The following is a 24,240-nucleotide window of genomic DNA, read 5'->3' on the forward strand; positions in this document are numbered from 1 at the left end:
CCGGTGGCCGGCGCGGATGGCTATTCGACCAATGGCTAATGCCGGGTGCCCGGTTTCGGGATTGACCACCGCCACCGTCGGTACGACTCTTGCGGCATTGCCGAGGAGAACGCCCATGCAAGCCGTCATCCCGAAGCCAAGTCCGGCCAGCAAGATCATGTGGGTCGCCATCGCCATCGTCGGCGCATTCTGCCTGGGCGTGGTCGCACTGCGCCGGGGCGAGCCGATCAACGCGATCTGGCTGGTCGCCGCGTCGATCGCGATCTTCGTGATCGGCTACCGCTTCTACGGCAAGTTCATCGAGCATTCGGTGCTGCAGCTCGATCCCACCCGTGCGCCGCCCTCGGTATTGCGCAACGACGGGCTCGACTACGTGCCCACCGACAAGTGGGTGGTGTTTGGCCACCATTTCGCCGCCATCGCCGGCGCCGGCCCGCTGGTCGGCCCGGTGCTGGCCGCGCAGATGGGTTACCTGCCCGGCACGATCTGGATCCTGTTCGGCGTGGTGTTCGCCGGCGCGGTACAGGACTTCATGATCCTGGGACTCTCGCTGCGCCGCGACGCCCGCTCGCTCGGCCACATGCTGCGCGAAGAGCTGGGGCCGCTGCCCGGCATCGTGGCGATGATCGGCGTGCTGGTGCTGATGATGATCGTGCTGGCGGTGCTCGCGCTGGTGGTGGTGAAAGCGCTCACGCACAGTCCCTGGGGCACCTTCACGGTGGCCGCCACGATTCCGATCGCGCTGCTGATGGGCGGCTATCTCCGCTGGTTCCGGCCGGGCCGGATTCTCGAAGTGTCGATCATCGGCCTGGTGCTGCTGCTGGTCTCGATCTGGCTGGGTCGCTACGTGGCCGAGTCGGCCACGCTGGCGCCGCTGTTCGACTTCGACGCCAAGGCCCTGGCCTGGCTGCTGATCGCCTATGGTTTTTGCGCGTCGGTACTGCCGGTTTGGCTGCTGCTGGCGCCGCGCGACTACCTGTCCACCTTCCTCAAGATCGGCACCATCGCGCTGCTGGCGCTGGCGATCTTCCTGTCCGCGCCGATGTTGCAGATGCCGGCCGTGACCCGGTTCATCGACGGCAGCGGCCCGGTATTCGCCGGCAACCTGTTCCCGTTCCTGTTCATCACCATCGCCTGCGGCGCGGTCTCGGGCTGGCATTCGATCATCGCCTCCGGCACCACGCCCAAGCTGCTCGCCAACGAAGGGCAGGCACGCCTGGTCGGTTACGGCGGCATGCTGATGGAGGCTTTCGTGGCGATCATGGCGCTGGTCGCCGCCGCCTCGCTGCATCCGGGCGTCTACTTCGCGATGAATGCGCCCAGCGCGATCATCGGCACCACCGTGCAGGACGCCGCCACCACGATCAGCCAGTGGGGCTTCGTGGTGACACCGGATGAATTGATTCAGACGGCCAAAAATATCGGCGAGAACAGCATCCTCAGCCGCGCCGGTGGTGCACCGACGCTGGCCGTGGGCATGGCGCAGCTGCTGCACAACATCATCCCCGGCGGCGGCATGATGGCGTTCTGGTACCACTACGCGATCCTGTTCGAGGCGCTGTTCATCCTTACCACCGTCGACGCCGGCACCCGCGTAGGCCGCTTCATGATCCAGGAGATCGCGGGGCTGATCCACAAGCCGTTGCAGGAGACCGAATCGTGGACCGGCAACCTGCTGGCCACCGCGATCTGCGTCTTCATCTGGGGCTACTTTCTGTACCAGGGCGCGGTCGATCCGCTCGGCGGCATCAACACGCTGTGGCCGCTGTTCGGCATTGCCAACCAGATGCTGGCCGCGATCGCGTTGATGCTGTGCACCGTGGTCGTGGTGAAGCTCAAACGCGAGCGCTTCGTGCTGGTGCCGGGCATCCCGGCGCTGTGGCTGATCATCTGCACGCTGACCGCGGGCTACCAGAAGCTCACCGGCCCGATCAGCTTCACCGCCGCCGCGAACAAGTACTCGGCCGCGATGCAGCAGGGCCAGTTGCTGGCGCCGGCCAAGAGCGCGGCCGAGATGCAACGCATCGTCACCAACAACTACGTCGACATGGCGCTGACCGGCCTGTTCATGCTGCTGATCGTGGCGATGGTGCTGTTCTGCCTGAGCGCCCTGGTCAAGGCATGGAAAACCAATCACCCGACCGCGCACGAGGAACCGTACGTGGCACTGAGCAGCGTCGCCGGCTGAGGAAGAACATGATGAACGCCAGCTTCCAGTCCGTGCGCAAGTGGGCGGTGCAGACCGCCCGCCTGTGCTGCGGCGTGCCCGACTACGACGTGTACGTGAAGCATCTGCGCGAGCATCATCCCGAGCGCAGAGTACCCAGCTACAAGGAGTTCTTCCGCGAACGGCAGGAGGCCCGCTACAAGGGCACCGGCGGGCGCTGCTGCTGAGGTTGTTTTCGTGGGAGCGGCTTCAGCCGCGATGCCTTTGCCATGGGGTCAAAAGCAAGAGCATCGCGGCTGAAGCCGCTCCCACACAAGACGATGCAACGGCGTGCCATGCCAATGCGCACTGGCCATTCCCGCGCAGGCGCGGACAATGGGCGGATTGCCTGTCCAGTTTTCCGTCATGTCCCCGATCAAGAACGCCTCCCCCATCGCCTCGCCGGCAGCGCACCACGCCGGCCTGCGCGTCATCGCGATCTACGAGATCGTCAAGACCGTGTGCCTGGTCCTGGTGGCAGTGGCGGCATTCCATCTCGATCGCCAGCAGAATTTCGAACAGCTGGTGCACTGGCTGGAACATCTCTCGCTGGCCGACAGCAACGGCCTGCGCTGGAAACTGGTCGGTCTGCTGCAGGATTTCGGACCGAGCCGCTTCGTCGCCGTCGGCGCAGTCGCGCTCGGCTACGCGGTGCTGTTCGGCATCGAAGGCATCGGCCTGTGGCTAGGCAAGTACTGGGCGGAGTGGTTCACGGTGATCGCCACCGGCTCGCTGATCCCGCTGGAACTGTACGAAACGCTGCACGGCTTCGGCTGGCTCAAGCTGGCGACCGTGATCGGCAACCTGGCGATCGTGGTGTATCTGGTACGCGTCGCGCTGCAGACGAGAGCGGCACGACATGCGTTGAAGCATCACACCTCGTGATGCACCGCTTCGGCAGGTAACGTACCGCGGCGCGGCATCAACTCGACCAGGTACATCGCCGCCAGGATCAGACCACCCCCAAGCAGCATCCGCCAGCTGAGCACGTCGCTGCCCAGCGCCACGGCGAAGGCGGCGGCGAACACCGGCTCGGTGGTCATCACGATCGCCGCACGCGCGGCCGGCAAGTGCGACTGCGCCCAGGTCTGCATCAGCATCGCGCCGGCACCGGCGACCAGTGCCATGTAAAGCACCGCGAACCACGCGCCGCGATCGGGCGGCAGGGTCGGTCCATGCGGCGCGGTGGCGAGCAGGCACACCAGGGCGATCGCCACCATCTGCACCGCCGACAGGCCGAACGCATCGCCCTGGCGCGACCACTGGCCGAGCAACACGATGTGCAACGCGTACAGTGCGGCCGACGCCAGCGTCAGCCACACGCCCAGGTCGACCGAAACTCCGTTGAGCGACAGCAGCGCCAGCCCCACGGTGGACAGCAGCACCGCCAGCCACGTCACCGCGGCCATGTGCTGACGCAACAACAGCATTGCCAGGATCGGCGTGAACACCACATACATGCCGGTGGCGAAACCGCTGACGCTGGGCGCGATCAACGACAGCCCCCAGGTCTGCAGCAACTGGCCGATGCCGTAGATCACACCCAGCAACAGGCCGCGAAAGACTTGTCGTCGACCGAGTCGCCACACCGGTCGCGCGAACAGCGCCAGCATCGTCAGCGCGGCGATCACGAAGCGCACGGCCAGGAAATCCGCCACCGGCATGCGCCCGACCACGTCCTTGATCAGCACGAAGGTCGAGCCCCATACCGCGGTCATCGCAAGCAGGCCCAGGGTGGCAAGGGTGGTGAGGGTGCGCGCGATCATGAAGTCAGGAGTGAGTGGAGAGGAGTGAGGAGTGAGGAGTGAGGAGTGAGGAGTGAGAGAAAAGCGGCAACCCGACGGGACGGTTTTGCCTCCTCCATTTTCTCACTTCTCTTCACTCACTCCTCGCCCTACGCCACCACTGGCCTGGAACCTTCAGCAGGAAGTGGCTCCAGATACCCAACCAGACCACGCCCGCCAGCAGCGGATTGCGCGCGGCCGGATCGTGCAAGCGGAACCAGCGCCACATGCCGCGGTGCTTGTATCGGCTGACGAATACCGGGCGATGCCGGCTGGAGCTGCCCTTGTCGTGCAGCACGCGCACGTCGCCGGCCAGCAGCACCTGGTAGCCGTGATCGCGCACCCGGCGGCACAGGTCCAGATCCTCGCAATGCAGGAAGTAGGCTTCGTCGAATCCGGCCAGGCGCTGGAACATCGCACGCGGCAACAGCATCGCCGCACCCGACACGGCTTCTGCCTCGATCACTTCGGCCGGTATGTCCCGATCCATGTTGACGCGCTCGCCGGCTCGCCCGAGCAGGCTGTTGAGCGCACGCCGCAAGGTGGGGTCGCGCCGCCAGGATGCAGGGTCCGGCTGGCCGTCGGCATCGCATACCACCGCGCCGATGACGCCAGCCTTGGGCCGCTCGGCGAGGATCGCCAGCAACCGATGCAGGTCGTTGTCCTCCACCATGCAATCGGGATTGAGCACCAGCAAGGCCTGGCCGCGGGCGTCCCTCGCCCCCTGGTTCACCGCCGGACCGAAGCCGACGTTGCGATGGTTGTAGATCACCTTCAGTCGCACGTCGGCGGCATGCGCGCGTTCGATCGCCGGCACCACGCCGTCGCTGGAATCGTTGTCGACCAGGATCAGCTCCAGCGCCACGCTGCTGGCCAGCAGCCGGCGCACGCACTCGCGCAACGACGGGCCGCTGTCGGCGGCCACCACGATGACACTGAGCGCCAGCGAAAACGGCGAGCGAGGGGAGGGGGAAGTATCCACGGCGCAAGTATGCGCGTGCGGACGCGACCGGAAAACCGGCCGGGCAAAAAAATCGCGCATGCGACCTGATCGCCGACTCAATCGGGGTCGTCTTCGCCCAGCACCGACTGCAGCGTCAGCGGGATGTCGTCTTCACGCCGGTTGAGCCAAGGCTGCTCCGAATGCCAGCCGCACAGCTGCCAGCCACGCAGCACGATCCGCTGGTCGCGCTCGCGATCCCACAACAGCAGGCCACGATCGCGGCCGAGGCGCGCGACGAACCAGCGACCGGTCGGGCTGAACGTGGCGTGCGGGCCGACCTTGCCGATCTCGTTGCCGTCGGCGAATCGATAGCGGCCATCATGATAGTCGGCGCTGCCCAGGCGGGGGTCGATGAAATGCCCGGCCACCTGTTGCCAGATCGGCGGCTGCAATTCGATGATGCGCCCCGCCGGTCCGATCGGCGCGATCGCCAGCTCGGGCCACGAGTCGTGCACCTCTGTCGGCGCGGGCCGTGTGCGAGACGACCCCCGGTCCAGCCAGGCTTCCAGCCCGGCGAGCAAGGTGTATCCGGCCAGTGCACCGAGCAAGGCCGCGCCCCACGCAAAGGCACCGCCACCCAGCGCCCGCTGCAGGGCAAACAACACGCCAGGCAGCCCCCAGCGCAATCCGCGGCGAATCGACGTGACGTGCGCAGTGGCCAGCCGCTGCTGCAGCAGAACCACGGTGGCCGCCAGCCCAAGCAGCAGCGGCAGGCCGAGCCAGCATGGCAACAGCGCCATCGACAGCAGCCACGCCGCCGCTGGCACGACGTTCCATCCCGGCCGGCGCTGCCCGGCCATCGCTCAGCGCCGCGACGGGTGGCGGGTGGTCAGCCGCACCACACGCGGGCGTTGCGAAACATGCGCATCCATGGCGAATCCTCGCCCCATTGCTCCGGATGCCAGCTCATCTGCACGCTGCGGAACACGCGCTCGGGGTGCGGCATCATGATCGTCACGCGGCCATCGGCGGCGGTGAAGCCGGCCAGGCCACCGGGCGAACCGTTGGTATTGAGCGGGAAGTTCTCGGTCGGCTTGCCGCGGTTGTCGACGAAGCGCACCGCCCCGTTGGACTTCGACGGACTGCACGCATGCGGGAAGCTCACGCGGCCTTCGCCATGCGCCACCGCCACCGGAATGCGCGAGCCGGCCATGCCCTTGAAGAAGATGCTCGGCGAGTCGAGTACTTCCAGCGTGACCAGCCGCGACTCGTATTGCTCCGACGCATTGCGCAGGAACTTCGGCCAGTGCTGCGCGCCAGGGATGATCTCCTTCAGCTGCGCCATCATCTGGCAGCCGTTGCACACGCCCAGCGCGAACTTCGCTTCGTCGGCGAAGAACGCCGCAAACTGCTCGCGCAGCATGTCGTTGTACAGGATCGAGGTGGCCCAGCCGCGGCCGGCGCCGAGCACATCGCCATAGGAGAACCCGCCGCACGCCGCGAAACCGCGGAAGTCGGCCAGCCTGATGCGGCCGCTGGCCAGATCGGACATGTGCACGTCGACCGCATCGAAACCGGCGCGGGTGAACGCGGCGGACATCTCGACCTGGCCGTTGACGCCCTGCTCGCGCAACACCGCAATGCGCGGACGCCCGCCCTTGCCGATGAACGGTGCAGCGACGTCCTGCGCCGGATCGAACGTGAGTTTCGGCGTGATGCCCGGGTCGGTATCGTCGAGTCGCCATTGCGACTCGGCATCGGCGCTCAGCGGGTTGTCACGCAGACGCTGCATCGCGTGGCTGGTCTCGTTCCACGCCTTGAACAGGGTGCTCCAGTTCCACTTGAACAGGGTGTCGTCGCCGAGGAACAGCTTGATGCCGAGCTTTTCCTTCGGCCGGCCGATGCGGTGGCTGATGCCGGCCAGGCCATGCTTGACCAGCAACGCCTCGAACGCCTCGCGATTCGCCTCGGCCACCTGCACCACCGCGCCGAGTTCCTCGTTGAACAGCGCGCGCAGGGTCGCCTCGGCCCAGCCGTCCAGATGGATTTCCAGGCCGCAATGGCCAGCGAAAGCCATCTCCAGCAAGGTGGTGATGACGCCGCCGTCGGAGCGATCGTGATATGCCAGCAGCAGGCCGCCCGCGTTCGCCTCCTGGATCAGCTCGAACAACGCGCGCAATCGCTTTGCGTCATCCAGATCCGGCGGCACGCCGCCGGATCGGTTGAACACCTGGGTCAGCGCGGAGCCGCCCAGGCGATCGCGACCGGCACCCAGGTCGATCAGCCACAGCATCGAGTTGCCGCGATCGAGCCTGAGCTGCGGCGTGAGCGTGCGGCGCACGTCGCTGACGCGCGCGAAACCGGTGATCACCAGCGACACCGGCGACACCGTACGCTGCGGCGTGCTGCCGTCGTGCCACTCGGTCTGCATGGACAGCGAGTCCTTGCCGACCGGAATCGAGATGTCCAGCTGCGGGCACAGTTCCATGCCGATCGCCTTGACGGCGTCGAACAGCGCGGCATCTTCGCCCGGGTGGTTGACTGCAGCCATCCAGTTCGCAGAGAGCCGGATTTCGCCGAGATTGGCGATCGGCGCGGCGGCGAGATTGGTGATCGCTTCGCCCACCGCCAGCCGCGCTGCGTCCGCACTGTTCAGCAACGCCACCGGCGCGCGCTCGGCCATCGCCATCGCCTCGCCGGCATAGCCGTCGAAATCGGCGATGGTCACCGCGCAATCGGCCACCGGCACCTGCCACGGACCGACCATCGGGTCGCGGTGGTTCAGTCCGCCGACAGTGCGGTCGCCGATGGTGATCAGAAAGCTCTTGCTGCCCACGGTGGGCAGGCGCAGCACGCGCAGCAGCGCCTCGTCCATGCCGATGCCGGTGAGATCCGGCACCAGATCGATGCGCGGCTTGACCCGCTTCGCGTCGCGATGCATCCGCGGCGGCTTGCCGAACAGCACATCCATGGGCAGATCGATGACGGTCAGCTCGCGACGCGGATCGGTCAGCACCAGTTGACGTTCCACCGTGGCGTCGCCGACCACGGCATACGGGCAGCGCTCGCGTACGCACATTGCCTCGAATTCGGGCAGGTTCTCCGGGCCTATCGCCAGCACGTAGCGTTCCTGCGACTCGTTGCTCCACACCTGCATCGGCGACAGCGACGGGTCGTCGCACGGGATCTTCGACAGGTCGATCACGCCGCCGACCCCGGCGTCGTTGAGCAGCTCGGGGATCGCGTTGGACAGGCCGCCGGCGCCCACGTCGTGCACGCTGACGATCGGATTGTCTTCGCCCAGGCGCCAGCACGCGTCGATCACCTCCTGGCAGCGCCGTTCCATCTCGGCGTTGTCGCGCTGCACCGAGGCGAAGTCGAGTTCCGCGCTCGACGCGCCGCCGGCGAGCGACGACGCCGCGCCGCCGCCGAGCCCGATCAGCATCGCCGGACCACCCAGCACGATCACCTTGTTGCCCGGCTGCACCGCGCGCTTCAGCACGTCGCCGGGGCGCAGGTTGGCCAGGCCGCCGGCCAGCATGATCGGCTTGTCGTAGCCGCGGCGCAGGCCGGCTTCGCCGGTCTCGTGCTCGTAGCTGCGGAAATAACCACCCAGGCACGGGCGACCGAATTCGTTGTTGAACGCAGCCGCGCCGAGCGGGCCGTCGCGCATGATCTCGAACGCGCTGGCCATGCGCGGCGGCAGCGGGCGATCCACCTCCCACGGTTGCGGATGGCCGGGAATGCGCAGGTCGGACACCGAGAAGCCGGTGAGCCCGGCCTTCGGCTTGCCGCCGCGGCCGGTCGCACCCTCGTCGCGGATCTCGCCGCCGGCACCGGTGGCGGCACCCGGCCATGGCGCGATCGCGGTGGGATGGTTGTGCGTCTCCACCTTGATCGCGAAGTCGATGCGCTCCTCGTGACCGCGCCACACGCCATCGGCCGGGTCGGCGAAGAACCGTTTGCCGGTGCTGCCCTCGATCACCGCCGCGTTGTCCGAATACGCGGACAAGGTATGCGCGGGCGACTGCTGATGGGTGTGCTTGATCATGCCGAACAGGGTCTTGTCCTGCTCCGCGCCATCCACCGTCCAGCTGGCATTGAACACCTTGTGCCGGCAGTGCTCGGAGTTCGCCTGGGCGAACATGAAAAGTTCGGCATCGGTGGGATCGCGGCCGAGTTCGGCGTATCGATCGACCAGATACTCGATCTCGTCGTCGGCCAATGCCAGTCCGAGGCGTGCGTTCGCCCCGGCCAGCGCGGCGCGTGGATCGTCGCCGAGCGCAACGTGCACCAGGTCGCCGGGCGAGCCGGCCAGGAACAGACCCTGCGCGTCCTCGATGCGGTTCAGCACCGATTGCGTCATCGCGTCATGCAGCACCGCCATGACCGCGTCATGATCCGGCGCCCCGGCCGGCGGCAGACCGACGGCCAGCCAGGCCAGTCCGCGCTCCACGCGACGGACGTCGAAACCGGCGCCATGCAGGATGTCGGTGGCCTTGCTCGACCACGGCGAGATCGTGCCCAGCCGCGGCACCACCCACAGGGTTGCCGGCTCGGGCGCGGCGTCCTTCGCCTCCAGCACGGCCAGCAGCCGCTGGCGCAAGGCCCCGGTGGGCGCCACGTCGGCGTCGATGAAGTAGACGAACCACGACGCCTGCACGCGCACGCCACGATGCAGTGCATCCAGGCGGGCATTGAGACGTTCGAGGCGAAACTGCGAGAGGGCGCTCTGCCCGTCGAGTGCGATCATGCGGGGAACGGCGCTATGCGAAGGAAACGCCTATTCTAACCCATGCTGCAATACGGCATCGACCCGGCTCATGCCCGCAAGCAACGGGAGGCTGGCTCGAAGGTGGTCGTCCAGCCCCGTTTTGCCGCGGCTGGACCGCGGGCGGGTTCAGCCGCCCTGCTGCAACGCCGCCAGCAGTTGCTCCGGGGTGACGTAACCGCCCAGGGTGCGGCCATCGGCGCCAATGATCATCGGGGTGCCGGTGACACCCAGCTTGACACCCAGGTCGAACTGATCCTTGACCGGATTGACGCAGGTGGCCGGCTTCGGCGCATGACCTTCCTTGGCGGCGGTGAACGCCGCCTTGCGATCGCTGGCGCACCACACCGACACCATTTCGGTGTAAGTGGGCGTGGGCCGACCGGCCGTGGTGGTCACACCCTCGCGCGGCCAGGCCAGGTACTCCACCGCGATGCCGGCCTTGTTGAAGGCGGCCATGTGCCCATGCAGCGCGCGGCAAAAGCCGCAATTGACGTCGGTGAAAACGGTGACCGTGTACTTCGGATGCTTCGGCGCAAACACGATGCGCTGCGATACCGGCACCTTGGCCAGCTCGGCCTTGCGGAAGCGTGCCCAGGCGGCGTCGCTGACATTCTGATGCTTGCCCAGGTCGAGCAGGTCGCCATTGATCAGGTACCGGCCATCGGCGCTGACATAAAGCATCTGGCCCGAGGCAATCACCTGGTAGAAGCCCGGCATCGGCGCCGGCTCGATCGAATCGATCTCGACCCCGGCGGCCAGCGTCTTGATGGCCTTCTGCACGATCTGCCGGGCAGCCGGCGTGACGGCGCCCGCAGCCGGCTCGGCGGCCCAGGCGCCAGCGATGAAGCCACCGACACACAACGCCAGCACCAATTTCTTAAACATCGCAAACCTCACCAGGGCCGATCCGCGTGCACAGTGCCGGCGGAAACGATCCATTCTCGCACAGGCGCCTGAACCTTCATCACCCGCGCGGATGATGCTGCGCATGCAGCCGTTTCAGGCCCTCCTTCGCCACCAGCGTATAGATCTGGGTGGTGCTGAGCGAGCTGTGGCCGAGCAGCATCTGCAACGCGCGAAGGTCGGCGCCATGGTTCAGCAGGTGGGTGGCGAACGAGTGCCGCAGTACGTGCGGCGAGATCCGCTTCGGATGGATGCCGACCTTCAGCGCATGGCGCTTCACCAGCGTCCAGAACATCTGCCGGGTCATGCCCTCGCCGCGATTGCTCAGGAACAGCGCCACCGGTTGGCGGCCTTTCGCCAGCGCCGGACGCGCTCCGGCCAGGTAGGCGCCGACGTGTTCCAGCGCCACCTCGCCAACCGGCACCAGTCGGTCCTTGCCGCCCTTGCCGGTGATCCGCAGCACGCCCTGGCGCGTGTTCAACGCGGCCAGCGGCAGCTCGACCAGCTCGGACACGCGCAGGCCCGAGGCGTACATCAACTCCAGCATCGCGCGATCGCGCAGGCCCAGCGGGGTCGTCGCATCGGGTGCGTCGAGCAGTCCTTCGATCTCGCGCTCGGCCAGCGCCTTGGGCAGGCTGCGCGGCATCTTCGGCCGTTCGATCAACAGGGTCGGATCCACGAAATCCGCATCGGTGCGGGCAAGGAAAGCGTAATAACGACGGAACGCCGACTGCCTCCGCGCGATCGAGCGCACCGCCCCCGACTGCGCGCCGTGATACGCGGAAATATCCTCGCGCCGGGCGGTGCGCAAATGCCGCCCGCGCGCGCCGAGCCAACGGGCCAGGGCTTCCAGGTCGCGTCGATAGGCTTCCAGCGTGCGATCGGCCAGGCCGTCCTCGGACCACACCCGTTCGATGAACGCGGCAATGCTCAGCTGGTCGGCATCGGCGATACTGGCGCGGCTTTCTTCCTTTTTCATGCGCACGATGCTGGCCATTGCGCGCGCACTACGCAAGCGATCAACGACCGATGCCGACTCCGCTCACCACCACCAACCTGCCTTGCCCGCTGTGGCGCCGCCTGTTGGCGCTCGTCTATGATTTGCTGATCGTGGCGGCCATCGTGATGGTGGTCGGCCTGCTGTGCCAGATGGCCACCGGTGGCCATCTGATCGGCACCGGCGCGAAGGTCACCGTACCGCTCTGGTACCAGGCACTGCAGGGCATGGTGGTGGCGGCGTATTTCATCAGCTCCTGGCGGCGCGGCGGACAGACGGTGGGGATGCGGCCGTGGCGCATCCGGGTCACCCGCAGCGATGGCCGCACGCCAACGATGCGACAAGCGATCATTCGCGTACTGGTGGCGGCGGCACCGATGCTGCTGCTGGCACTGGCTGCGCCGATGGGGCTGCGGACTACGCTGTGGATGTTGCTGATCGCGTGGATCGGCTGGTTCGCCGTGGCCTTGTTCGATTCGCGTCGGCGCGCCCTGCACGATCTTGCGGCGGGCACCGAGATTCGCCTGCTCGAATAGTCGAGGAGAGCGCTCGCTGCTCGCCCGACCTCGCCACACTTCAGTCCATGCTTCAGGATTCAACCCGACGATGCCAACTCCACCTCCGGCGGAAAGCCGCAGCGATGCCGAACTGATCCGCACCAATCGCGGCTTCTATGAATCGCTGTGGTCGCAGGCAAAGTTGATCGGGCCCGAACGCTTCAACACCTGGCCGTTGCTGCGGGAACTGGCCGGCGCCGCGCCGCGCCGGCTGGAAGTGGCCCCGGGCCTGCGCCCGCGACTGCCGTTGCAAGACACCTGCTTCGTCGACCTCAGCCATGCCGCGCTGCGTCAGCTGCACGCCAGCGGCGCTACGGCCGTGCACGGCATGATCGGCGCCCTGCCCTGCGCCGACGCCAGCTTCGACCTGATCTGCGCGCTGGACATCCTCGAACACGTCGCCGACGACGACAGCGCACTGGCCGAACTTGCACGCGTCGCCGCACCCGGCGCCAGCGTGCTGCTGTCGGTGCCGCTGCATCCGGAGGCGTGGACCGCGTTCGACGAATTCGTCGGCCATTGCCGGCGCTACGAACCGGCACAGATCGTGGCCCGGCTTGCCGCACGCGGCTTCACCATCGAGCGCAGCGCGATCTATGGCATGCAGCCGAAATCCTCGCGCCTGCTCGACCTCGGCCAGTGGTGCCTCATCCACCGGCGCGAGCATGCGATGTGGTGGTACAACCGCGTGTTCATGCCGCTCGGCCTGTACTTCCAGAAGCCGCTGCAATGGCGCGACGGTCTGGGCGACACGAGCGGCGTCGACGAACTGCTGCTGCGCTGCAGATACCAACCGGCCCCGGCGCCAAGTCACTGATTGCCCTCGGCGCGATCATTGCGGCGTCGCAACACGCGAACGGAAAACGGCGCTAAGATGGCGCCTTTCGCCTGCGGCAAACCCACTCCGATGCTCTATCAGATCCACGAATGGCAGCGCTCGTTCCTCGGCCCGCTGAGCTATTTCGCGCAAGCCAATGCGCGCATGCTCAACGACCACGGCAACCCGTTCGCGCAGATGCCCGGCGCCCAGCGGATGGCAGCCGGATACGAGCTGATCCATCGCCTCGGCAAGGACTACGAGAAACCCGAGTTCGGCATCCACGGCACCACCGCGCACGATCATGAGATCGCGGTGATCGAGCGGATCGCGCTGGCCAAACCGTTCTGTCAGCTGAAGCGCTTCAAGCGCTTCAGCGACAACCCGGCCACCATCGCGAAGATGAAGAACGACCCGGTCGTGCTGGTCGTCGCTCCGTTGTCCGGCCATCACTCCACCTTGCTGCGCGATACCGTGCGCACGCTGCTGCGCGAGCACAAGGTCTACATCACGGACTGGGTCGATGCACGCATGGTGCCGACCTCGGCCGGCACCTTCTCGCTGGACGATTACGTCGCGTACATCGAGGAGTTCATCCGTCACATCGGCGCACGCGAGCTGCACGTGATCTCGGTGTGCCAGCCGACCGTGCCGGTACTGGCGGCGGTATCGCTGATGGCCGCGCGCGGCGAGGATACGCCGCGCAGCCTGACCATGATGGGCGGCCCGATCGACCCTCGCCGCAGCCCCACCAGCGTCGACAACCTGGCCACCCACCAGCCGCTGTCGTGGTTCCGCGGCAACGTGATCCACACCGTGCCGTCGAACTACCCCGGCCGAGGCAGGGAGGTCTATCCCGGCTTCCTGCAGCACGCCGGCTTCATCGCGATGAACCCCAGCCGCCACTTGAACTCGCACTGGGATTTCTACCAGGACCTGCTGCGCGGCGACCTCGACGATGCCGAGTCGCATCGCAAGTTCTACGACGAGTACAACGCCGTGCTCGACATGCCGGCCGAGTTCTACCTCGACACCATCGAGAAGGTATTCCAGCAATTCCTGCTGCCACGCGGGCTGTGGGATGTCGCCGGCGAACGGGTCGACCCGTCCGCAATCAGGCGCAGCGCGCTGCTGACCATCGAGGGCGAACTGGACGACATCTCCGGCCTCGGCCAGACCCAGGCGGCGCACGATCTGTGCAGCAGCATCCCGGCGAAGCGTCGTGCGCACAGGGTGATCGAAGGTGCCGGCCACTACGGCATCTTCAGCGGCCGCCGCTGGCGCGAGACGGTGTATCCGCAGGTACGCGACTTCATCCGCAAGTTCGACCAGGCGGCGAAGTAGTCGTCTGCACGGAATCTGATGCAGCGGCGCGTTCTATTGTTTTAGAGCGAAGAGCTTTCGCCCTCCGCAGGAGGACGAAAGCTTTTGCTCTTGAGATCGCGCAGAACGAGGCGCAAGAGCGCCCTCACCCCGCCCCTCTCTCCGGCGAGTAGATGGAGCAGTCAGTGTCGCGCGAAAAACTCGCGGAACGCGGCGACCGTGCGCTCGATGCCGTCATCGTCGATATCCAGATGCGTGACCAGGCGCAGCGTAGGCAGGTAACCGATGCTGATGCGGATGCCGGCGGCACGCAAATGGACGTCCAGATCCCCCAGTCGCTCGGCGGGCACGTCGATGAATACCATGTTGGTGTGCTGGCCAAGCAGGTCGATGCCGGCAATCTCGCGCAAGCGTCCAGCCAGATATTCCGCGCGATGATGATCGTCGGCCAACCGTGCCACGTGATGATCCAGGGCATGCATCCCCGCCGCGGCGAGGATGCCGGCTTGCCGCCAACCGCCGCCGGTGACCTTGCGCCAGCGGCGCGCCTTGTCGATCAGCGCCTGCGAACCGACCAGCACCGAGCCGACCGGCGCGCCGAGTCCCTTCGAAAGGCAGATCGACACCGTATCGAAATGCCGCGCGATCTCGCGCGCCGGCACGTCGCAGGCGACGGCCGCGTTGAACAGGCGCGCGCCATCCAGATGCAGGCCGAGCCCATGCGCGCGCGCCACGTCGTGCGCAGCGGCCAGGTAGCCCAGTGGCAGCGTGCGACCGTGCCAGGTGTTTTCCAGCGCCAGCACACGCGTGCGCGCGAAATGCGGATCGACCGGCTTGATCGCCGCCTCGATGCGGTCCAGCGGCAACGTGCCGTCGTCCGCCTGCACGATCGGCTGCGGCTGGATCGATCCGAGCACCGCCGCGCCGCCGCCCTCGAACTTGTAGGTGTGCGCGTCCATGCCGACCAGGTATTCGTCGCCGCGCTCGCAGTGCGCCAGCAACGCCAGCAGGTTGGACTGTGTACCGCTGGGCACGAACAGGCCGGCGTCGAAACCGAGCTCGCCGGCCAGCCGCTGCTGCAGCGCGTTGACCGTGGGGTCTTCGCCGTAGACGTCGTCGCCGACCTCGGCCGCCAGCATCGCCGCGCGCATCGTGGCGGTGGGACGAGTCACGGTATCGCTGCGCAGATCAACCCATTCCACGATGCACCCCAGACATTGGCAAAGAAAGGGAGCTTGGCTGCATCGGCGGCTTCGTTCAAGCCTGCATGAACACCAGGCCGGGACGAGTGCCGGTAACTAATGGCGCTTGCTTGAGCGCAAAACTTCCACTTTTCGTGCCGCGAAGGCGCACCGCTTTTCCAGGGTGCGCACTCAGCAAGCGCGGCGAGTTGCGCTGGACTTTCCCGCATGTAGGAGCGACTTCAGTCGCGATGCTCTATACGCAAGCCGCCGCAGAACTCCAGAAGCATCGCGACTGAAGTCGCTCCCACCACCGCCCCGAGAACTCCCCTTGCCGTCACACGCGTCGGCGGAAGTACAGCCACGCAGCCAAGGTCAGGATCGTCGCCGGCAAGAGGTTGGCCAGCAGCGGCGGCATGCCGTAGACGGTGCCGAAGTTCACCATCGCCTGTTGCAGGAAGTACCAGCCGAGCGCCAGCAGGATGCCCATGAACATGCGCTTGCCCAGCCCACCGGAGCGCAGCGCGCCGAACGCGAACGGCATCACGCACAGCACCAGCACCAGCACGTTGAGCGGGTACAGCGCGCGGCCCCAGAACGCGACGGCGTAAGTGCCGGGGCTTTGCCCGTTGCTTTCCAGGTAATTGATGTTGCGGCGCAGGTCGCGCATGGACAGGTATTGCGGCTGGATCACCGACTGCGCCAGCACCTGCGGGTTCAGGCTCGACTGCCAGGGTTCGCTGGCCATGATGCGCGAATGCGTGCCCGTTGCATCCAGCGTGGTGCTGCGCACGTCGTGCAGGATCCACTGGTGACCGTCGTGTTCGGCCGTGCGGGCCCATTGCAGGCGATCGAGCTGCCCGTCGGCGGCAAAGGTGAATATCCGCACGTCGCTCAGCTGCACCGCGCTGACGCCGTTTTTCGACGTGAGCACCGTGCCGCGCGCGTTGATGATGTGGTCGCCATCGCGCGCCCACAGGCCGCTGTCGGTGTCCATGCCGAGCGTGCTGGATTTCATCCGCAGCTGCATCGTCTGCGCCTGCTGGTCGCCCCATGGCGCCAGCGTCTCGCCGAGAATCACCACACCGACGATCAGCACCGCGACCACGCCGACCGCGGACCCGGCAATGCGCAAACGCGACATGCCGGCCGCGCGCAGCGCCGTCAGTTCGCCGGTGCCGGCCAGGCCGCCGAGGCCGAGCAGGCCACCGATCAATGCGGCGTAACCGAAGAACTCGTAGGCCCGGCGCGGAAACGTCACCAGCACGTACAGCGCCGCGCTGCCGATGCTCTCGCCGTGCTTGCCGCCAAGTTGACGCAGCAGGGTGCTCATCGCGTCGAAACCGGTCAGCACCAGCCACACCATCAGCAGCGATCCGAGCACGCTCATCGCCACCAGCCGGTCGACCCGCTTGATGGTGAACGCACCGGCGAGGGAAAAGCTCATGTCGGCGCCCCCGTGGTTGGCTGGCGCGGTGGCGACAGGCGCGGCTTGCGCGGCGAATACTGTTTCCAGAGCATCCACAGCGCCAGCGCCAGCACCAGCGCGTGCAGCGCCCACAATGGCCCCTCGTTGTGCCAGTGGTTCTTGCCGATCTGCGCGCGACCCAGTGCCAGCAGCAAGTAGTAGAGGTAGAACGTGACGATCGCCAGCAGCAGCCGGCCGTACTTCGGTTCGCGCGGGCTTTGCCGCGACAGCGGCAATGCCAGCAGCAACAGCACCAGCGTCAACGGCGGCGCGTTCGCGCGCCAGGCGAACTCGGCGCGATCGGACGGGTCGTCGGATCGGGCCAGCGCCCAGCTGTCCTTCGAGTGCGCCGGGTCGTCGTCGTCATCGGCCTGCACGTTGGAGAGCGCGGTGTCGTTGCGCGCGTACCGCATCTGCCGCCAGTTATCGGCGCCGAGCGGAATGTCGTATTGCCAGCCATCCTTGAACGCGATGAAGCGGCCGTCGCCGTTGCTCTCCTGATACAGCTCGCCGCTGGCCGCGTTGACGACCTTCAAGTGCGGCGGGCCTTGCTTGCTGTCGCTCTGGGTGGCGACGAACGTACGCCCGAGCTTGCTGCCGTCGCGACTGAGGCTGTCGACGAAGATGATGCCGCCCTTGCCCGGCAGGTTGGTGAAGCGGCCGGCGTCCAGCCCGGCGGCGATCACCGAACGGTTCGCCGCCGCGACCATGGCGTCGCTGGTACGCACCGCCCACGGACCCAGCCACAACGCCACCAGCGCAGTGATCGACACCAGCACCACGCCGAGTATCAGCACCGGTCGCAGGAGGCCACGCGGACCCATGCCGGAAGAAGCCAGTACGTGCATCTCGCTCTCGCGATACATCCGGCCAAGGCCCATGAGTACGCCGATGAAGCTGGCCAGCGGCAGCATGTTGGTCAGTCCGTCGAGCGTGCGCAGGCCCAGCACCTGGAACATCACGCTGGCCGGAAAACCGCCGCTGGCGACCTGCTGCAGCACCTTGGCAAAGGCACTGCCGGCGACGATCACCAGCAGCACCGCGACGGTGGCGGCCACGGTCTGCGCCAGCTCGCGCAGGAAATAGCGGTCGAGAATGCTCAGCATGCGATAAACTTGTCCGCTTACCCACCGCGGCCCGATCGGGCCGGAAAGCCGCAATTCTAGCCTGTCCGGCCTCTGCCGGGCCGATACAGGAAACATCCAGATGACACTCCAGTTCAGTCTCGGCAACGCCGCTCCCGAAACCGTTGCGTGCGCGTGCGTGGCGGTCGGCGTATACGAGCAAGGCGTGCTGACCAGTGCCGCCGCGCAGGTCGACAGCGCCATCGGCGGCCTGATCAAGCGCCAGATGGACAGCGGCGACATCAGCGGCAAGGCAGGCAGCAGCACCTTGCTGTTCGCACCGGCGGGAGTCGCCGCCGGGCGCGTGCTGGTGGTAGGCCTGGGCGCGCAGAAGTCCTTCGATGCCGCGCGCTACCAGAAGGTGAATATCGAAGCGGCGCGGGCCGCGGGCAAGCTGCCGATCGCCGAGATGGTGTCCTTCCTGACCGAGGTGGATGTGCCCGGTCGCGACAGTGCCTGGCGCGTGCGTATCGCCGCACTGGCCAGCGATCACGCGACCTATCGCTATGAGGCCACGTTCAAGCCGCGCGAGAAGCCTCGACAGGCGCAACTGAAATCCATCACCTTCGCCGCCGGTGCCGACGCGCAGATCGGGCTGGACCAGGCCGTCGCCATCGCCGAAGGCGTGCGCTTCGCGCGCGAGCTGGCCAACCTGCCGCCGAACATCTGCACCCCGGCATATATCGGCGAGCAGGCGCAGGCCTTCGCGCGAGGGCAGGACAACGTCAGCTGCAAGGTGCTCGACCAGGTCGAGATGGAGCAACTCGGCTTCGGCTCGCTGCTGGCGGTGGGCCGCGGTTCGGTCAACAAGCCACGGCTGATCGTGCTCGAATACAAGGGCGGCAACGACGGCGACAAGCCGTACGCCTTCGTCGGCAAGGGTGTCACCTTCGACTCCGGCGGCATCAGCCTGAAGCCCGGCGCCGGCATGGAGGAGATGAAGTTCGACATGGGCGGCGCAGCCGGTGTGCTCGGCGCCTTCGTCGCCGCGGTGAAGATGGGCCTCAAGCTCAACCTGGTGTGCGTGGTGCCGAGCGTGGAAAACATGCCCGACGGCGACAGCTATCGTCCCAGCGACGTGCTGACCAGCCTGTCCGGGCTGACCATCGAGGTGTTGAACACCGACGCCGAAGGTCGGTTGATCCTGTGCGACGCGCTGACGTACACGGCGCAGACGTTCCAGCCGCAGGCCATGGTCGACGCCGCCACGCTCACCGGCGCCTGCGTGGTCGCGCTGGGCAAGCACGCCACTGGCCTGATGAGCAAGCACGACGACCTCGCCGCCGAACTGCTCGCCGCCGGCGAAGAAACGCTCGACCGCGCCTGGCGGCTGCCGCTTTGGGACGACTACCAGACCCAGCTCGATTCGGGCTTCGCCGACGTCGCCAACATCGGCGGCAAGAGCGCCGGCGCGATCACCGCTGCCTGCTTCCTTTCGCGCTTCACCGACGGCCAGCGCTGGGCGCACCTGGACATCGCAGGCACCGCGTGGGAAGACGGCCGCAAGGGCCTGGCCACCGGTCGGCCAGTCGCGCTGCTGGCGCAGTGGCTGCTGGATCGCGCTGGCTGAGCGCACCAAGGAGCCGACCTGCCATGCCACGCGCCGACTTCTACCTGATCGACAAGCCGCGCTTTCGCGAGCAGCCGTTGCTGCTGGTCTGCGAGCTGGCGAAGAAGGCGTTTGCGGCGCAGCAGCCGACGCTGATCCTGACCCGCGACTACGCCCAGGCCGAAGCCATCGACGAGCTGCTGTGGGCGTTCGATGACGACGTGATGATCCCGCATCAACTGGCCGGCGACGACGACGATGCGGACACCGCGGTGCTGATCGTGCCGCCGGGCATCGAGACGGCCGATCGGCCGTTGCTGATCAACCTGCGCGAAACCTGCGCCGTCGGCCGTTACCAGCGCGTGCTGGAAGTGGTGGCCGCCGATCCGGCCGAACGCGACGGTTCGCGCGCGCGCTGGCGCGAGTACCAGCGGCTCGGCTTCGAATTGCACAAGAACGACATGTAGCCAGGAGCCCGGGCTCCTGGGGCAACGCTGATCAAGTATCACCGCCGTCATGATGACTGGAAGGCCCGCAGGTGGTGTTGCGTGGCGCTGGCAAGACTGGCCGTCTTGCCAAGCCGCGCGGCATCGCCTGCGGGCCTTCCAGCCATCACCTCATCATTTCAGATTCAACACGTTGCGGCCCACCCTCTCTGTCCGCATACCTTCGGTCCGCCGCCTCGACAGACGGCCAGTCTGCCTTCGCCGACGGCCCTGTGGTCTGCGAACAGAGAGGGTGGGTGACGGCGGTGATACTTGATCAGCGTTGCCCTAGGCCGGCTCGGTGTTCGCCGCGGCGGCGATGCCGGGCACGATGCGGGCCAGCGCGCCGGCCAGTTGTTCGCCGGTGATCGGCTTGCGCAGGAAGCCGTCCATGCCGGCCGCGCGCGCCTTCAGCTCGTCCTCGCTGCCTGAGCGCGCCGTCACCGCCACGATCGGCAGGTGTTCGTCGGCGGGCTCGCCCTGGCGGATCAGCCGCGCGATCTGGAAGCCATCCACGCCCGGCAGGTCCAGATCCAGCAGCACCGCGTCGAACTGCGCATGCGCCAGTTCGGCCAGCGCGGCCAGGCCATTGGCGACATGGCAGATCACGTGGCCCTGACGCTCCAGCAGGCCGCGGATCACCGCCGCCACGATGCTGTCGTCTTCCACCAGCAGCAGTCGATAGATGCGTTGATCGGTCATGTCCAGCGCCGGCAACGGCGGGCTCGCCGGCGGCTCGGACAAGGGCAGGCGCACGTAGAACGTGCTGCCGTGGCCGAGCCGGGATTCGAGCTCGATGCTGCCGCCCATCATGTCGACCAGTTCGCGGCAGATCGCCAGCCCCAGGCCGCTGCCGGCACGACGTTGCGGCCCTTCCTCCTGCTCGAAACGCTGGAACAATCGCGCCTGGCTGGCCTCGGGAATGCCCGGCCCGGTATCGCTGACGCTGAACAGCAAGCCGTCGGCGATGCGCCGGGCGTGCAGCGTGACCTTGCCGTGCTCGGTGAACTTCAATGCATTGTTGGCCAGGTTCAGCAGCACCTGCTTGATCCGCAGGGGATCGCCCAGCAGTTGCGCCGGCAGGTCGTCGGCCAGGTCAAGCACGAAGCGGATACCCCTGGCGTGCGCCAGCCCCTGCTCGAGTTGCGCCACATCCTCGAACAGTTGGCGCGGCGCGAACGGAACCGGGTCCAGCTCCAGCTTGCCGGCCTCGATTCGCGCGAGATCGAGTGCGTCGTTGAGCAGCTTCAGCAACATCCCGCCGGAGCGCTGCATGGCCTGGGTGTAGTCGTGCTGCAGCGGACTCAATGGCGTGCTCAGCAGGAGTTCGGCCATGCCCATCACGCCGGTCATCGGAGTGCGTATTTCGTGGCTCAGCGTGGCCAGGAACTGCGTCTTCGCCTCGCTCGCCGCCTCGGCCATCAGCCGCTGCTGTTCGACCAGTTCCACGTGATGGCGCCGCGCCAGCCGGCGGCGCCAGGTCAGCAGGACCAGCCAGCCGACGGCCAATGCCAGCACGAGGTAACCCAGCCATGCCCACCAGCGCATCCACGGCGGCGCCTCCACCTCGATGGCGAGCGGCACCGACAGGTGCACCCAGCAGCCATTCGCGCCGGCGGCCTGGATCTCCAGCGCGTAGTCGCCGGCAGCCAGGCCAGTGAATTCGCGTTCGCCATGGTTGCCGGTATCCACCCACGCCGGATCGAAGCCGCGCAGCCGAAAGCGATAGCGGTTGGCACCGGGGTCGATATAGGAAAACAGCCGCGCCTCGACATTGAAGCCACGGTCCCGCCAGCTCAGCCGGATCCGGTTCTGCGCATAGGCCATGGTCCGCAATTCGCCGCCGCGGCGCACGCTGACCCGGGTGATCGCCAGCGGCGACTCGGTGGTGCGGTCGCGCAGCCGATCCGGATCGAAACCGACCACGCCGCCCAACGTGGGGGCATACAGGTTGCCGTCGGGCATCAAGGCATAACCACGCGAGAATTCGCCGTTGGCCAGGCCGTTCTGCAGTCCGAACGAACGGAACTGTCCACGCTCGGGATCGAAACGCCATAAGCCGTCGCGTCCCGTTATCCACACGCGCTGCAGCGCGTCCACGCGCAGGTCGGTCACGCTGATGGACGGCCAGCCGTGCGCCGCATCGACCGTGCGGTCGAGCACCAGGCCGTCTCCCTGATAACGGTAGTGTTCCAGCCCCTCGGGGCGCGCCATCCAGATGCCATCGGCGGTGAAATCGAACGCATTCACCGCGCGATCGTTGGAGAGCCCGGGAATCACCTCGAACCGATCGTGCGCGGCGTCCATGCGCAACATGCCACCGTCGCTGGCATACCAGAAGATGCCGTCATGCAAGGTGAGCTGGCTGCCCCACAACACCCGCTGGTTCGGTTGCTGCATGGGTACGTGGGTGACCGCCAGGGTGTTCTGGTCGATGCGGAACAGGCCTTCGCCAAAGCTGCGCGCATACAGCCTGCCGTCAGGGCCAAGCTCCACTTCCAGCGGATTCTTCAGCCATTGGCTGTTCGGATCGACCCGTTGCGGCGGCAGGCCCTTGGTGTAGCGGTATAGCCCGCCGCGCACGGCGATCCACAATCGTTCCTGCGCATCCTGGGTCATGCCCAGCACGTCCCCGCCCAGGCCCGACAGCACATGTTCGACCTTGCCGGTATGCGGATCGAGCTTGTCGACGCGCCCGGCGCGCTCGCCGACCCAGACCCGGCCGTCGTGACCCCGCGCCATCGCCGTGACCACCGAATCGCGCAAGCTCGAAGGATCGTCCGGCACATGGGTAAAACGACTGGTGTCGTTCCAGCCCGGCGCCAGGTAGGCCACGCCCCCGTCCAGCAGGGTCACCCACAATCCGCCCTCGTGATCGACCAGCATCGACCACACCCACGTACCGGGCAGGTTGCCGTGCAGCACCGGCTGGTTGGTTACCGCCAGCACCGGGCCGCCGGGCCGCTCCTGCAGGAAAAGGCCGTGTTGCGTGCCTATCCACAAGCGTCCGGAACCGTCGCGCACGCTGCTGAGCACATTGCCCGTCGGTGCCCCGGCGCCGGCGAGCGGGCGTGCCACGTCATCCTTGCCGACCAGCCACAGGCCAGTGGCGGAAGCGATGCGTACCTCGTCGCCGTCGCCCCCAATGCTCCATGCGTCGATCGACCCCGACGAGCCCGGCTCCGTCACGCGATGCATCCGTCCGGCGCTGTCGCGGCGAAACACGCCGGCGGCGCTGCCGATCCACAACTGCTGACGGTCGACGTACAAGGCGGCAACCAGGCCAAATGCGGCCGGATCGCTGCCGAGCAATGCGTTGGTCACGTGATCGAAGCCACGACCGTCGGGTCGCATGCGATCCAGCCCGCGGACGGTACCCACCAGGATGCTGCCATCGACATCCTGCGCGATCGTCCAGACCTTGTCGCTGGACAGGCTGGAAGGATCGTGCGGATCGTGCCCCCAATGGGTGAAGCTGCCGGTATCCGCATCGTAGCGGTTCAACCCGGCTTCCAGCCCGCCCGCCCAGAGCCGGCCATGGCTGTCGATCAGCAGCGAGGCGATGCCGTTCTCGTGCAGCGAGCCGGGATCGCCCGCAGAATGTCGGAACACCTTGAAGTTCACGCCGTCGTAGCGCGCGATGCCGCCCTTGGTGCTGAACCACATCGCCCCATCGCGGTCCTGCGCCACGGCGTAAGCGCTGCTGCTGGGCAGGCCGGCAGCCGTGCCGTAGCGGCGAAACTGGGGTGTCGGCAACAGGCGGGAGTCCGCGGTGGGCACCGCCGGCGCCGCGGACGCCTGCGACGCGGGCGCCGCCAGGCCCAGAGCCATGCATAGCAAAACGGCTGAAAACATCAGGTTGTGCTTCCCCTTGGGCTGCCTTCCCGCGTCCCCGCGTCGCCGCTGACGCGCTTGAGCGGCAACGAGGTGCCGAACCGGCTGGTGGCCCGTAGCGGTCGATCATGCCAAAACCTTTTGCGCAGCGCGAGCGCGGCGCCGTCCGCCTGTCGCCATCGTCGAGCGAACGCCCGCCGTCGGCACGGTCGCTGCGAATCTGCGCAATTCCCCCCACTCTTCCCGGTCATGCCAAAATCCCGAACGACGCGGCGATCCACTCGCGCGCCACCGA

18 protein-coding genes are annotated in these 24,240 nt (G+C 67.1%); 8 read left to right on the top strand and 10 right to left on the bottom strand.

What is annotated here, in order from left to right:
- The first annotated feature begins 115 nt into the window (after window positions 1–115).
- The 3 genes from CIW53_RS07300 (at window position 116) to CIW53_RS07310 (ending at window position 3,091) form a co-directional block, all read left to right on the top strand.
- Window positions 116–2,188: a carbon starvation CstA family protein gene (locus CIW53_RS07300; RefSeq protein ID WP_149364013.1), complete on the top strand. Its 2,073-nt coding sequence runs from the start codon at window positions 116–118 to the stop codon at window positions 2,186–2,188.
- A gap of 11 nt (window positions 2,189–2,199) precedes the next feature.
- Window positions 2,200–2,394, top strand: coding sequence for a YbdD/YjiX family protein (locus CIW53_RS07305; RefSeq protein ID WP_149364014.1), 195 nt, complete (start codon window positions 2,200–2,202; stop codon window positions 2,392–2,394).
- Between the two features lie 178 nt (window positions 2,395–2,572).
- Window positions 2,573–3,091, top strand: coding sequence for a DUF2127 domain-containing protein (locus CIW53_RS07310; protein WP_149364015.1), 519 nt, complete (start codon window positions 2,573–2,575; stop codon window positions 3,089–3,091).
- On the opposite strand, the gene CIW53_RS07315 is transcribed toward CIW53_RS07310, so the two are convergent.
- The 6 genes from CIW53_RS07315 to xerD all read right to left on the bottom strand — a co-directional run bounded on the left by CIW53_RS07315 (window position 3,079) and on the right by xerD (window position 11,589).
- Entirely contained in the window at window positions 3,079–3,972 is an 894-nt protein-coding gene (locus CIW53_RS07315) for a DMT family transporter (protein WP_149364016.1), read from the bottom strand. The two genes, CIW53_RS07310 and CIW53_RS07315, sit on opposite strands and share 13 nt — an antisense overlap.
- 112 nt (window positions 3,973–4,084) lie before the next feature.
- Window positions 4,085–4,972, bottom strand: coding sequence for a glycosyltransferase family 2 protein (locus CIW53_RS07320; protein WP_242451805.1), 888 nt, complete (start codon window positions 4,970–4,972; stop codon window positions 4,085–4,087).
- 77 nt (window positions 4,973–5,049) lie between these two features.
- Window positions 5,050–5,793 (bottom strand): hypothetical protein, encoded by a 744-nt coding sequence (locus CIW53_RS07325; RefSeq protein WP_149364018.1) that lies wholly within the window; start codon window positions 5,791–5,793, stop codon window positions 5,050–5,052.
- Window positions 5,794–5,822: 29 nt separating this feature from the next.
- Window positions 5,823–9,686 carry a phosphoribosylformylglycinamidine synthase gene (gene purL, locus CIW53_RS07330; protein ID WP_149364019.1) on the bottom strand — a complete coding sequence of 1,288 codons (3,864 nt, stop codon included), beginning with the start codon at window positions 9,684–9,686 and terminating at the stop codon, window positions 5,823–5,825.
- 147 nt (window positions 9,687–9,833) lie between these two features.
- The gene (locus CIW53_RS07335; protein ID WP_149364020.1) at window positions 9,834–10,592 is read right to left on the bottom strand and encodes a DsbC family protein; all 759 of its coding nucleotides are present in this window, start codon (window positions 10,590–10,592) and stop codon (window positions 9,834–9,836) included.
- 79 nt (window positions 10,593–10,671) lie between these two features.
- On the bottom strand, window positions 10,672–11,589 hold the full coding sequence (xerD, locus tag CIW53_RS07340; RefSeq protein ID WP_149364021.1) for a site-specific tyrosine recombinase XerD: 918 nt from the start codon (window positions 11,587–11,589) through the stop codon (window positions 10,672–10,674).
- Window positions 11,590–11,639: 50 nt separating this feature from the next.
- On the opposite strand from xerD, the gene CIW53_RS07345 reads away from it, so the two are divergent.
- From CIW53_RS07345 to phaZ, 3 genes are all read left to right on the top strand, one after another.
- Window positions 11,640–12,143 carry an RDD family protein gene (locus tag CIW53_RS07345; RefSeq protein WP_149364022.1) on the top strand — a complete coding sequence of 168 codons (504 nt, stop codon included), beginning with the start codon at window positions 11,640–11,642 and terminating at the stop codon, window positions 12,141–12,143.
- 70 nt (window positions 12,144–12,213) lie between these two features.
- Window positions 12,214–12,981: a methyltransferase domain-containing protein gene (locus tag CIW53_RS07350; RefSeq protein WP_149364023.1), complete on the top strand. Its 768-nt coding sequence runs from the start codon at window positions 12,214–12,216 to the stop codon at window positions 12,979–12,981.
- A 90-nt stretch (window positions 12,982–13,071) separates the two neighbouring features.
- Window positions 13,072–14,325, top strand: a complete 1,254-nt coding sequence (gene phaZ, locus CIW53_RS07355) for a polyhydroxyalkanoate depolymerase (RefSeq protein WP_149364024.1) — start codon at window positions 13,072–13,074, stop codon at window positions 14,323–14,325.
- Window positions 14,326–14,486: 161 nt separating this feature from the next.
- On the opposite strand, the gene ltaE is transcribed toward phaZ, so the two are convergent.
- From ltaE to lptF, 3 genes are all read right to left on the bottom strand, one after another.
- Window positions 14,487–15,506, bottom strand: a complete 1,020-nt coding sequence (gene ltaE, locus CIW53_RS07360; protein ID WP_149364025.1) for a low-specificity L-threonine aldolase — start codon at window positions 15,504–15,506, stop codon at window positions 14,487–14,489.
- Between the two features lie 316 nt (window positions 15,507–15,822).
- Window positions 15,823–16,932: an LPS export ABC transporter permease LptG gene (gene lptG, locus CIW53_RS07365; protein WP_149364026.1), complete on the bottom strand. Its 1,110-nt coding sequence runs from the start codon at window positions 16,930–16,932 to the stop codon at window positions 15,823–15,825.
- Complete coding sequence (gene lptF / locus CIW53_RS07370; RefSeq protein WP_149364027.1) at window positions 16,929–18,059, bottom strand: LPS export ABC transporter permease LptF; 1,131 nt, start codon at window positions 18,057–18,059, stop codon at window positions 16,929–16,931. Before lptF ends, lptG begins: the two co-directional genes overlap by 4 nt.
- 100 nt (window positions 18,060–18,159) lie before the next feature.
- Here lptF and CIW53_RS07375 point away from each other — a divergent pair, with 100 nt between their 5' ends.
- Entirely contained in the window at window positions 18,160–19,647 is a 1,488-nt protein-coding gene (locus tag CIW53_RS07375) for a leucyl aminopeptidase (protein WP_149364028.1), read from the top strand.
- Between the two features lie 23 nt (window positions 19,648–19,670).
- On the top strand, window positions 19,671–20,093 hold the full coding sequence (locus CIW53_RS07380; RefSeq protein ID WP_149364029.1) for a DNA polymerase III subunit chi: 423 nt from the start codon (window positions 19,671–19,673) through the stop codon (window positions 20,091–20,093).
- Window positions 20,094–20,399: 306 nt separating this feature from the next.
- Here CIW53_RS07380 and CIW53_RS07385 read toward each other — a convergent pair whose 3' ends face one another.
- Window positions 20,400–23,966 carry a hybrid sensor histidine kinase/response regulator gene (locus tag CIW53_RS07385; protein ID WP_149364030.1) on the bottom strand — a complete coding sequence of 1,189 codons (3,567 nt, stop codon included), beginning with the start codon at window positions 23,964–23,966 and terminating at the stop codon, window positions 20,400–20,402.
- Between the last annotated feature and the right edge of the window lie 274 nt (window positions 23,967–24,240).

The organism is Rhodanobacter sp. T12-5, assembly GCF_008329435.1.
Classification (GTDB): domain Bacteria; phylum Pseudomonadota; class Gammaproteobacteria; order Xanthomonadales; family Rhodanobacteraceae; genus Rhodanobacter.